This window comes from Salmonella enterica subsp. diarizonae (genome assembly GCF_008692785.1).
Classification (GTDB): Bacteria; Pseudomonadota; Gammaproteobacteria; order Enterobacterales; family Enterobacteriaceae; genus Salmonella; species Salmonella diarizonae.
The window spans coordinates 297985-310493 of the sequence record NZ_VXJV01000008.1 but is presented as its reverse complement, the minus strand read 5'-3'; the positions used below and the strand labels follow the sequence as shown (position 1 = coordinate 310493).

Annotated in this window: 6 protein-coding genes, 2 tRNA genes and 2 pseudogenes; 5 read left to right on the top strand and 5 right to left on the bottom strand. The window is 50.7% G+C overall.

Annotated features, from left to right (window positions below; genetic code table 11):
* Positions 1-131: 131 nt before the first annotated feature.
* Both F4V72_RS18230 and F4V72_RS18225 read right to left on the bottom strand, forming a co-directional pair.
* Positions 132-207: transfer RNA gene (locus F4V72_RS18230), tRNA-Asn, on the bottom strand.
* Positions 208-329: 122 nt separating this feature from the next.
* The gene (locus F4V72_RS18225) at positions 330-1793 is read right to left on the bottom strand and encodes an EmmdR/YeeO family multidrug/toxin efflux MATE transporter (RefSeq protein ID WP_023247436.1); all 1464 of its coding nucleotides are present in this window, start codon (positions 1791-1793) and stop codon (positions 330-332) included.
* Between the two features lie 159 nt (positions 1794-1952).
* On the opposite strand from F4V72_RS18225, the gene F4V72_RS18220 reads away from it, so the two are divergent.
* The 3 genes from F4V72_RS18220 (at position 1953) to F4V72_RS18205 (ending at position 6985) form a co-directional block, all read left to right on the top strand.
* Positions 1953-2028: transfer RNA gene (locus F4V72_RS18220), tRNA-Asn, on the top strand.
* A 727-nt stretch (positions 2029-2755) separates the two neighbouring features.
* Positions 2756-5353 carry a hypothetical protein gene (locus F4V72_RS18215; protein ID WP_136058352.1) on the top strand — a complete coding sequence of 866 codons (2598 nt, stop codon included), beginning with the start codon at positions 2756-2758 and terminating at the stop codon, positions 5351-5353.
* A gap of 177 nt (positions 5354-5530) precedes the next feature.
* The gene (locus F4V72_RS18205) at positions 5531-6985 is read left to right on the top strand and encodes an AMP nucleosidase (RefSeq protein WP_023247434.1); all 1455 of its coding nucleotides are present in this window, start codon (positions 5531-5533) and stop codon (positions 6983-6985) included.
* A 111-nt stretch (positions 6986-7096) separates the two neighbouring features.
* Here the strand turns inward: F4V72_RS18205 and F4V72_RS18200 are convergent, their stop codons facing one another.
* Both F4V72_RS18200 and F4V72_RS18195 read right to left on the bottom strand, forming a co-directional pair.
* A complete protein-coding gene (locus F4V72_RS18200; protein WP_232081708.1) occupies positions 7097-7456 on the bottom strand; it encodes an aldo/keto reductase in 360 nt (119 codons plus the stop codon).
* 443 nt (positions 7457-7899) lie between these two features.
* Positions 7900-8130, bottom strand: a pseudogene (locus F4V72_RS18195) (integrase); the annotation flags it as partial.
* Positions 8131-8484: 354 nt separating this feature from the next.
* Between F4V72_RS18195 and F4V72_RS18190 the strand changes: the two are divergent.
* Positions 8485-10635 carry a hypothetical protein gene (locus F4V72_RS18190; protein WP_150342489.1) on the top strand — a complete coding sequence of 717 codons (2151 nt, stop codon included), beginning with the start codon at positions 8485-8487 and terminating at the stop codon, positions 10633-10635.
* Complete coding sequence (locus F4V72_RS18185) at positions 10622-11212, top strand: hypothetical protein (RefSeq protein ID WP_079817813.1); 591 nt, start codon at positions 10622-10624, stop codon at positions 11210-11212. The genes F4V72_RS18190 and F4V72_RS18185 overlap by 14 nt, the downstream gene beginning before the upstream one ends.
* Positions 11213-11383: 171 nt before the next feature.
* On the opposite strand, the pseudogene F4V72_RS18180 reads toward F4V72_RS18185, so the two are convergent.
* Positions 11384-12420, bottom strand: a pseudogene (locus F4V72_RS18180) (tyrosine-type recombinase/integrase).
* Positions 12421-12509 lie beyond the last annotated feature (89 nt).

Below are 12509 nucleotides of genomic sequence, written 5' to 3'. Positions count from 1 at the left end.
CCCCCGATGAATCCCCCCGAAAACTACAGATATCAAAAAACCCGGCAATCCTTTTCAGGACAGCCGGGTCAATCTAACTGCTTGTTTTTATAACGCATTAAGACTCACTGAGACGTCTTAATACTAAAATCTGGCTCCTCTGACTGGACTCGAACCAGTGACATACGGATTAACAGTCCGCCGTTCTACCGACTGAACTACAGAGGAATCGTGTGAACGAGGCGCATAGTAACGATGCGACTGCGGGTTGTCAAAGCCTGAATGCATAAAAAATTCTGTTTGCTGAAATATTCTTCATTTCGCTGAATATTCAGGCGTAGCAGCACTTTTCACCTTGTTTTTCGTTCAGGGCGTGGATATTTCCATAGCCAGCGTCCGCTGACCATTCTCCAGTAAAAGAGAACGGCGCGTACGGTCCAGTCGAAAAACATCCCCAGCCAGACACCAACCACGCCCCAGCCAAGTAATATTCCCAGTACATAGCCTGCGATAACGCGGCAACCCCACATTCCAAGCATCGAGACCCACATGGCGAAACGCGCGTCGCGTGCGCCTTTAAAACCGGCAGGCAGTACCCATGAGGCGGCCCAGATAGGCATAAATGCCGCATTCAGCCAGATAAGGATCACCACGACATCTTTGACGTCCGGGTCGTGGGTATAAAATGACGCCATAATACCGGCGAAAGGCGCGCTAAGCCACGCGATGGCCGTGAGGCCTATGGTAGAAAGCCAGAACACGTGGCGAAGCTGGATCTCGGCCTGGGCTATCTGCCCATTTCCCAACCGACGCCCCGTAATGATGGTGGATGCCGAACCTAAGGCATTGCCCGGAAGGTTAATTAACGCCGCAATGGAGAATGCAATAAAATTACCGGCGATGACGCTGGTGCCCATACCAGCAACAAACATCTGTGTAAGTAATTTCCCGCTATTAAATAAAACCGACTCAACGCTGGCAGGCACCCCTATGCCCATCACTTCCCAAATAATGGCAAAGTTTAAGGGTTTAAAATAACTTTTAAGGGGGATACGTAGCGCGGGGTTAAACCCAATCATTAAAACCCAGATAATTGCGATAGCGCCAATGTAACGCGAGATAGTCAACCCCAACCCTGCGCCAATAAAGCCGAGCCCCTGCCAGGAGAAAATCCCGTAGATAAGAATGCTGCTGATAATAATGTTCAGAATATTCATGCCGCCATTAATCAGCAGGGGGATTTTCGTATTTCCAGCGCCACGCAAGGCACCGCTGCCAATCAGAGCAATAGCGGCCGCCGGATAACTGAGCACCGTTAATTCCAGATAGATTAACGCCAGATCTTTTACATCTGCAGTAGCTTCTCCGGCGACGACATCAATAATCTGTTTGCCAAAATAGTGTATGAGAGCCGCCAGCAATACGGCAAACAGCGTCATGATCACCAGCGACTGCCTGGCGGCCGCCCTGGCGCGTCGACGGTCACGTTTACCCAGACTAAAGGCGACAACAACCGTCGTCCCCAGATCGATAGCGGCAAAAAAAGCCATAATCACCATGTTAAAACTGTCGGCAAGCCCCACTCCCGCCATTGCTTCCTTGCCCAGCCAGCTGACAAGAAAAGTGCTGAGCACGCCCATCAGCAGAACACAGGTATTCTCCAGAAAAATGGGGATAGCAAGTGGGGTGATTTCACGCCAGAACAACACCTTGTAACTCTTGCGTTTGGCATACCAGGGCGTACGGACGACAGCCTGGCGTAAGGCAGCGGAGACGTTCAAAATGGACCTTAAAGAAGAGAGTTGAAACCACATTTCAATAATGAGCGAGAAATCGTAAGGCTGCAAAGCTTTTCGCAGAAAAAATGTCTGCAAATGCAACAAAGTGATGAGAGAATCCGCAATCGAACCTGTAAGGGGTTAAATGGGGTTTGACAAAATTTTTTTCGCCGCTAACATACGACTCCACGCGATTCCTCTGTAGTTCAGTCGGTAGAACGGCGGACTGTTAATCCGTATGTCACTGGTTCGAGTCCAGTCAGAGGAGCCAGATTTTAGTATTAAGACATCTCAGTGAGTCTTAATGCGTTATAAAAACAAGCAGTTAGATTGACCCGGTTGTCCTGAAAAGGATTGCCGGGTTTTTTGATATCTGTAGTTTTCGGGGGGATTCATCGGGGGCCTCTCGGTTCATTAAACAAATAGCCTTTCACTATGGCACTCACTGATAGCGCTATCCGCAGGATCAAACCCACCGATAAACATCTCTACATCAGACAATAACAGATTGCATCCTGCGTCCGGAAACTATGCAGGGAATGCGAAACTGCTGCCCGATACATGGCGTTTGACCGTTCTCTTATTTATAATTACTTTAAGCTGGTTTACGGTAACGTTTTTCAGGTGCAACTCTAATGCTTCGGCAATTAACGTCTCTTCTTTGGGTGTGTTTCATACCGCCAATAGATGTAGGACAATATCATGTAAATAATAATAGAGAGATTATGTTTCCCGTCACTGGCTAATTTATTATCACTTGTTTTCTCTTTGATTCCACCATTATATTAATATCCATCAAAAAATTAAACTCAGCGGTATATATGTTATGATATTAAATCACCGCTTCTCATTTTATCGGCGATAGGCATGCGTTTTCATTTTTACTGGGTTATAACTAAAAATGCTTGAGCACTGAATTAATCTCATTGCAGAGAAGTTCAGCCGGGATGGCACTTAATATAAAAACGTTTGATTATGCATATTTCATGGAGAAAACAATGCAATTAGATTTTACCCTTAATTTCCATAACGACACCTGGTACCCCACTGTCGATATCAGTGGTTTTAAATCCACCACTGGCGCCAGCGCCGATATTCAGGAGAAAATGATCCTGACGTTTAGCGCGCCGGGTAAAATTACCGCCGGAGATATCACCATATCGACGAACCCGTGGTGTGAATTAAAAACCCATATTGAAACCAGTGAAATTTCCAGCGGCGTTTTTGATAGTAAACTGACGATTACCGCCGCCGATGGTTCCGCCCTGGGTAATGCCATTTCAACTATTCATATGGGCGTTAATGCCTCCTCCGATACCGCGCCAAAATGGGAAACCTTCAGCGACGCTTTCACCGCCGCCGCTGACGAAGAGGCGGACGTGGCAGGTGAGCTGGCGGTCACCTGCGCCGCCTTCCCGGCTGGACTGGAAAACACCGTTCTGGAACTGGTTTTAGTTCGCGGTGAAAAAAGCGAAACGCTCCAGCCAAAAGCGGGCATCACCTGGTTCGATATTGACGCTGGCGCGTACGCGGTTACCGCTGCGGAGCTGCGTACCGCTGAAGGTACTATTCGCGCAGCGGTGCAATTAAGCGCATCGGAGCTGATCATCACTAAAGGCCAGCGCACTCAGCTTGATATCACCTTTGCCCAGGCGGAGCGCAGTACTACTCTGGACCTGGCAGTGAATTTACCAGCCACTCACGCGCTGTATAATGAAGATCTCAGCGTAGTTTATATGGAAAATGGCGTTGCTAAACAGCGTCATACTATGCGCGTAGGTCAAAAGCAGCGCCTGGAACTTTTGCCGGTTACCGGAACCTATTCGGCGCGCATCGATGATGTCAAACTGAACAATATCCACTACACCTTTGATGTGGCGAGCGGCGCACTGGATAATCAGCTCCACGATATCGCCTTCACCAGCACTCACCAGAACGATGAATCTCAGTCAGCCTCAACGAAGCTGACCATCAGCATCGACGCGGAAAAAACGGTTGCTTCTACCTTCTCTCTACGTCTTGTGGATGGCAGCACAACTCCGCGCCAGTATCTCTTCACCGATCTGGCAATGAAAGCGGGCAGTCTCACGCCGTCGGTTGAACTGGCGCCGGGCCTTTATCAGGTTGAATCCGCGACCGTGATCCATAACGGCATCGTTTACTACATTGATGTCGCTCCACAGACACTGAGCGTTGAGAAAAATACCGCGCTGACCTTAGCGGTAACCCTTGCTGAAGGGGCGAATCTGCGTGTCAAAGGTTTTCCTGATTTCCTGAGCTTCGGCGGTTGCGCCAATATGTCGCCCAGCAACGTGGACGACCTGGCCGAAGCTCGTGTCTCCTCCCTGTTCAAATACTCCGGCGATGACGGTATGGGAGACGCTTCCGCTTATCTGGACCCGACGAAAGAACCGACGACAAAAATCATTCAGATGGCGCGCGATGTTGCTGCCAAAACCGGCGATAGCGTGCTGCCGGTAATGGTCTCTTACACCTGCAACCTGTCGCTGGGTGATGTAGAAAACATCATTGACGATCCGGAACGTCATCAGTTCAGCTTTGCTAATTTCATCCAGGCGCTGCAAATGGCGCAAGCCATGAAAGATGATGAACATCCGGTACCGGCTGGTTTTATCGTCAACCCGGATTACCTGGGCGAATGCCAGAAATACGGTTTCTCTCCAGACTATGCTATTCCGGTACGTCAACCGCTGGCGAAAGCGCTGGCGCATCACGGTGTGGATATCGCCGTTCCGGCCTCAATTACCGATACGCTGAAAGGCTATATAAAAGGCGTTAACTGGTTGGTGCGCGTTATTGCCCCTGACGTGGTGCTAGGCTGGCAGGTTAACTTGTGGAGCGTCGGCGGTTCACAGTGGGTTTATAACGATTTCACCTACGACGATGTGTTTGATGCCGTAGATGGAACCAAAAAGAAAATGACCATCAACCCGACGCTGGCGGGCAAGCTTACCGCCGAGTACGCGCTGCTGGTCGGCGTATTCGAGAATATCGAATACACCGACGCCAAAGGAGCCGTGATTATGGCTAAGGGCGCGGACTTTATGGCCGCAGACCGCTATGAAGCGGACGACTTCACCGCTCGCGCCTATAAAAACGGTTACTGCTATTCGCCGTTTGAGTGGGACCGTACCTTTGATTTCTGCGCCGCGCTGAGCCGCTATTTGCGCCAGCCGGTGCTGCCGTGGCAGGTTCCGGCCAGCCGTCGGGCTACCGTTTCCGAGTCGGTTGGCGCGTTAGAAGAGAAATTCTGGGGGACCGGCGGCAGCTATCTGATGGGCCACGCTGAAATTGGTAGCGCAGTGGAAGCAATTAATGCTGATCTGCTGAACATTGAGTTCCTTGATGTTCACGCCAGCATGATGGGCAAAACTCCACGCGAGCTATTCCAGCGTCACAAGTGGGATTTCACTGAGCCTAAGTACATCGATTTCCCGTCACGCGGAATATTCCACGTACAGGTTGGCGGCGGGGCAACCACAGGCGTAGTGAGCGCGGTCAATAACAACAGCAGCCGTTGGATGCGCGCGAAGCTGGCGGCCTATCGTGATAATCCGCTAAAATTTGAAGTGTGATCTATTAAGATAGTCCTCTTTTTGTGAAACAGGAAAGCCAACGCATAATGCGCCGGCTTTTCTTTTTAAATTGCTCATATTTACTGCCGACGCTCTTACGCTAATCCCTTTAGTTTCCCCCTTTGCTGTCATACTATCGAATGACGTGCCTCACCTGTGAACGCTAAGGAGAATAATATGGAAAATAAAGGCACAAACCTGACGCCCGAGCAGGCGCTGGATCGCCTGGAGGCGCTGTACGAGCAGTCGGTTAACGCGCTCCGTGAAGCCATCGCTGACTATATTGATAACGGTACGCTGCCCGATCCCCATGCAAGATTTAACGGACTGTTTGTTTATCCTTCGCTGTCTGTAAGCTGGGATGGCGCGACATCGAACCCACCTAAAACACGCGCTTTTGGACGCTTTACTCATCCCGGCTGTTATACCACTACCGTTACGCGGCCTGCGCTATTTCGCGCTTATCTCCTGGAGCAACTTAACCTCGTTTACCATGATTATGGCGCGCATATTGCGGTGGAAGCCTCGCACCATGAGATCCCGTATCCTTACGTGATCGACGGCTCAGCTCTGACGCTGGATCGTTCTATGAGCGCCGGGCTAACGCGCCATTTTCCCACCACAGAACTGGCGCAGATTGGCGATGAGACGGCAGACGGTCTTTTCCACCCCGGCGAGTTCTATCCGTTATCGCACTTCGACGCGCGTCGCGTTGACTTCTCGTTGGCCAGGTTACGACACTATACCGGTACGCCGGTCGAACACTTTCAGCCCTTCGTTCTGTTTACCAACTATACCCGCTATGTCGATGAGTTTGTGCGCTGGGGATGTAGCCAAATTCTTGATCCTGACAGTCCCTATATCGCGCTTTCCTGTGCCGGTGGAATTTGGATCACGGCGGAAACGGAAGCGCCGGAAGAGGCTATTTCCGATCTGGCCTGGAAGAAACATCAGATGCCCGCCTGGCACCTGGTAACGGCAGATGGACAGGGGATTACGCTGGTAAATATCGGTGTCGGCCCTTCAAATGCTAAAACGATTTGCGACCATTTGGCCGTGTTGCGGCCTGACGTCTGGCTTATGATTGGACACTGTGGAGGGTTACGAGAAAGTCAGGCGATTGGTGATTATGTGCTGGCCCATGCCTACTTACGTGATGATCACGTGCTGGATGCCGTTCTGCCGCCTGATATTCCTATTCCAAGCATTGCGGAAGTACAGCGGGCGCTGTATGACGCTACCAAAGTGGTTAGCGGAATGCCCGGCGAAGAGGTCAAACAGCGACTACGCACGGGAACGGTCGTCACCACGGATGATCGTAACTGGGAGCTCCGCTATTCCGCTTCTGCGCTGCGGTTCAACCTCAGCCGTGCTGTCGCGATTGATATGGAAAGCGCGACGATAGCAGCGCAGGGCTATCGCTTCCGCGTACCTTACGGCACGTTGCTTTGTGTCTCTGATAAACCTTTACACGGTGAAATTAAACTGCCCGGGCAGGCAAACCGGTTTTATGAGGGGGCTATTTCAGAACATTTGCAAATTGGTATTCGTGCTATTGATTTGCTACGCGCAGAAGGCGATCGTCTGCATTCACGTAAATTACGCACATTTAATGAACCACCGTTTCGCTAACAGAATGAGCCGTCGCCTGCCATTGGATAAGGGCAGAAGGCGCATTTATTTAATGTGGAAAGTGGCTGAATGAAGTCTTAGCGGGATGCGATTCTGCATCCCGCGGAGTCTTTATCGTGCTGCAAACTTCATCACTATCGCCGGATACCTGTAGCTAATAATAGCGTCAGGTGAGAAGGCGCTATCCAGCGTAAACTGTTCCTCATCCGTCAATGTGATATCAAACGCCTGAAGGTTTTCCGCCACGCGATCTGGCCGACTCATACCGACAACCGGCACGATATCATCCCCGCGAGACAGCAGCCAGGCGACGGCTAGCTGCGCGGGAGAGCATCTGCGGGCTGCGGCCAGAGCTTTTAGTACCGCCGTGGGCTGCAAATTATGTTCGAGATTTTCGCCTTCCATTCTGGGAACAGCATAGTGGGCGGCGCTGCGTGAAGATACTCTCCCCGTGAGAAGACCATCGGCCAGAATGCGATATCAGCGGCACGCTGAAGGGCAGTTTGATCGTCGTGGGAAAGATTATCCCAGGTTTTTTATTCATAACTAAAAGGTAGAGATTCCCCAACCATAAATTTTTAAAAATCAATATATTGGGTGAAAATTACTGAGCTTTCAGGGAGTAACCGCTATCCACATTAAGGATCATCCCGTCAAAGGCTAAAAGGGCCTTAGATGGCGCAGTTCGATGCTTATTCCGCAGTATCTGGTGCAGTCCTGCCATATCCTGGCGACGACAGGTTGGTGCAGATTATCTGGCAGTTATCGCCTGAAATTATTCGACGTGGAATAATTTTGTACGCTTTCTGATTAGTAACTATGAAATTGAAGGTAAATCCTTTTAATACAAAAAAGCAGTCCCTTATCAATTGGGAACTGCTTTTTTATTTTTAACGAATTATGCTGCTACAGGCTCAGGCCGCCTTATTCCGCCGCGCATAAATGTAAGACGCAACGTACCCCTCGCGGCTCACGTCCAGATAGTCCGACCACCACTGCATCATGTCTTTACGGGCGTCAAGATGCTCGGCGCGATGGATATACGCCGCCCGCACGCTGTTGCGTTCCTGATGATTCATCTGCCGCTCCACGGCATCCCGCAACCAGAGTTCAGACTCCACCAGTGTGCTACAGGCCATTGCCCGGAAGCGCAAAAAATTATAGCGCAGGGCAGTACAGCATTGCGACGAAAGTATCCTGAGTAAGTCAGTCCGGCGTATCGGATATGCCGGTAACATCCTGAAATGAAAAATTGTACTGAATACAGGCTATTGCGCGGAAAATAAACGCACTTTTATCATGGTGCCAGGGAACAGAGATTCATGGGAAACACCTCAGCCAGTACTACCGGTGCTGCCGTCAGTACACCACCACGTCCCTTTATCCGGGCCTTTCCGGTCCCTAAAAATAACCGGGGGCACGCGTTCAGCAACATTGACGACATTCTGGCTCATCTTCAGGGAGAGCCCACCTGACACTGGCTCATTGGCAGTAACGGGATGTGGCATGGCGGAATTCATATCACCGATGCCACCACGCCGTGGTGCGCCCTGAGTGGGAAAGCACCACAGGAGGTGATGGAGTACCCTGTGCCCGGGAAAGGCGAGCAGGCCATACGCTGTATGGCAGACGGTGAGGTTGTCGCTTACCGTATTAACCGGGACTACCTTACTCTGCCGTGGGAGTCGGGCGATTTGTTTTATTCCTCGTCCTTCGTGCTGGTCAGGCATCATATCCAGCCGGGACAAACCGCTGCCAGCACCCTGACGTTTTACACGCTGTATATGCACCTGGCCCCGTGGTCGGCGTATCCCGAAGAAAGCACGGCGTACAAAGTGGCTGACGGTCAGCACCTGAAAGCGTATGTTGACGATACCCTGCAATGGACCGCCACCACACTGAAGCCCGGTACCCGCGTGAACTGGAATAAATCAGACCCGGCAGCACAGATGACCGCTCGCGGGCGACGGTATGCGCACGTGTCACTGGTGGAAGGTATCACCGATAAAATGAACCTGAACGCCGGGGACCTGCTCTGGGTGGTGTGCGATAACGGCAATCTGTTGCCGGACCATAACGGGCCGGAGCGCCCGGTATGGTGGAGTAATCTGCTGCCTCCGGCAAAAGAGACGATGCAGTTTGATACCGTGGTCTGCCCGACGCCGTACCCGATACGGTCCGGGGATGCTATCGGGCATCTGGGGTATTATCAGGCACCGAAGGATGGCGGTTATAACGGGCGCTATCAGGTGCATATTGAGTGCTTTACCACTGATGACTTGCCGCGCTTTCTGAGTAATTCTGAACATGTGGAGCGGGATAAACCCGCGTTTGGCAAATACCCGGCGGGTATACCGCTCTATATGAAGAACAGCGTAAATGCGATATATCAAAGCCAGTTGACTACCCATCAGGACGGTATTTTTCCCCTGAATGGCAGCCAGCACACAGAAGACAATCAGGTGACTTACTGGCAGGCTGGCGCATCGCGGGGCTATCTTGCAGAATCCGACCTGAAACTGCTGTCACGCTATGACCTGGCGGAGCGGGGTTTTGAAACCGTTGAAGCCAGCCCGCGTAGCTTTGACCACCTCGACGGCAAAAACCAGCCTGCGGGACTGGTGCGGCATATTTTTCAGATGCTGTTTAACGCTTCCTCAAAAGACCCGCGTACCAGTCATGCGCAGGTGAAACACAACTACCAGCGGCTGCTGGATAAAATCGACAGCGGTGAGACACGCTATTCGGCCCAGGAGTACCGCCGGGCAGTACAGAACCCGGATTACATTGATCACCTGCAACACCTGTGTGTGAAACATCCGGGTGACTGGTACTGTACGTCAGATGACCCCGTCTGGCAGGCTTTCTTCACCACATTGCTCAAAAAGGAAGCGCCGGAATGGTACAGCTATGGTATCCGTTTTCTGAACGCCACTCGCTGGATGGATCAGGTACCGGACATGTCGCGAACGCCATGGCATATGCACCCGCTGGTGTTTCTGGATGCCATCAGCACGTCGAAAAAACGCGGCTGGGCGCACAGTCCGTTTGCGGATTTAATTTGCGATGCTGAATCCCGGAATGATTACACCATTTATAACCGGACATACCCGCACCCGCATCCGACCCACACAGAGGTGCACAGTAAAACTAATCTGACCTCGATGATACTTCAGCAGGTAATGGATGCACAGGCGCAATTTGATATGTTTGCAACAGGGCGCTACCAGGTAACAACCGATCCATTAAAAGAAGCGGTCAGAAACCTTAATCTGGATGTTAATGCACCGTATGATGAGGCCATACAGGACAGGATTTTTGAAGAATACATAATCAAAGTTAAACGCCCAGCGATTATCGCCTATCTGGAAGGTAACGGCAGCGTGGACGATGCCGCTTATGCTTGTGCGTTGGAATTTGCATCAGTTGGCGTGAAGCAAGGAAAACCCATCAGCCCCGATCCGCATGAATACGAGAAAAATCCAGATAGGTCATTTGTTGTAGACAAAAACCATCATCGTATTCATAAAAAACGTTACGCGTCTGCTGACGGCATCGGTTATTACAATGGTGACAAGCTAAATAAGGTACTTATTATGCCAGATGATCTGATTCAAAAATTGAAGGATTCCAAAAATGAAGCACAATAACATTTTACTGGGCTTTGCATTGCTGACTTTTACCTGCGAAGCCTTTGCCGGTAAGGATAATCCACAGTTTTCTGATTACCCTGTTGCGGTGAGCACCGGGCCATTTGCAAAGAATATTGCGTTATCGGCAGAGCAGCAGAGCTATACCAACAAATGGAAGCAGACAATGCAGCGGGAGCTTGCCAAGCCTGTTAACTTTGCCGGACATTATCGCCTTTACCTGAGCTGGAACGGTGAACTCCCGAAAGAGTGTGGCGACAATCGCTGGGTCTGTGGCTGGGTGATTGATAAGACTTCAGGAGAGATCGTTTCTGAATTACCAGAGTTTAATGAAAATACCCATTATCGCCCTTATCATGATAATGGTACGCCTTCACCTGAAGAGTTTGAACCTGGCTTTTATCCTAATAGTATTGTATTGTGGATGAATGGAAATACCGCTCCCCAATCTGATCTCAGAAATTTGCAATGCAAATATATGATGTACTCCTTTAAGGATAATAAATTCACTGCATTAGATAAAGGCTCTCCATGTGAAGTTGATTACGGTGATGATCCTAACGCTCCTCAACAATAAATACAAAGCCTCAAGGAAGAGGCCAAAAATACGAGAATATTAACGGTGACAGCACAGTTAACATTCAACCGGAATTCACGAAATATTTATTCAGTATGGATTATTATTTCGGGATAGCGTTGCCGGTATAACTATCCAATAAATTTTCCTGGTTAAAAGGGGAGGGCCGTTCTATGACGCTTGCCTCTGGTGTCCCGCAAACTGATAAGGAGACACATATCGCTCAGTATTTTTATCAAGATAATCCGCCCACCACTGCATCATAGCGATCCGCTCCTCCATATATTTTGCCTTATGAATATAGGCGGCACGGACGCTGTTCCTTTCCTGATGGCTCATTTGCTTTTCAATCGCTTCTTTGCTCCACCGTCCCGACTCACTCAGCGCACTGCACGCCATCGCCCGGAAGCCGTGACCGCAGATCTCTTTTCGGGTGTCGTAGCCCATCACGCGCAATGCCTTGTTGATGGTGTTGTCGCTCATGCACTTGTCCTGGTCGTATTCGCCGGGGAAAATAAACGCCAGATGTCCGGAGAGCGCTTCAGTTTGTTTCAGGATCGCCATCGCCTGCTCAGACAATGGAACAATGTGCTGCGTTTTCATCTTTGTGCCACGGTGAGAGAAGCGCACGTTTTCGATCTGCTCCCGTTCTACCGGGATTATCCAGAGCTTCTGCTGCCAGTCGATCTCACTCCAGCGGGCAAAGCGCAGTTCGCTGGAGCGCACAAAGAACAGCAGCGACAGCTTAAGCGCATACCGTGTCAGCAGCCTGCCGGAGTAGTTATCCGTCCGGGATAATAATTCTGGTAGTTTCTCAAGCGGCAGGGCCGGGTAATGCTGTGTTTCCGGCGGCGTAAATTCACCGTCCAGATCCAGCGCCGGTGATCGGCATGCCAGTTTATGGCGATCTGGCGGAATGTCTGTCCGTTTTTCTTTTTCTGTTGCGCGATTTTTTTGTCAACGGAGGGATCGACCCCCGCACGCATTTTACTGCGTGCCGCATTGCGGAGCTGGCGTGCCGTAAGCAGGGAAACATCCGGGTAAGGACCAAAGGCCAGCTTCTTCTCTTTCCCGTCAATGCGGTACTTCATATACCAGAGTTTTGAACCGTTGGGTTTGATCAGCAGGTACAGTCCGGCACTGTCGCCGAGTTTGAAGGGGTTGTCTGTGGGTCTGAGCTTGCGGATAGCGGTATCAGTGAGTGCCATAGCGGGGGAGGGGGGCTCCATTCGTTCAACGAACCGAGAGGCCCCCGATGAATCCCCCCGAAAACTACAGATATCAAAAAACCCTGCAA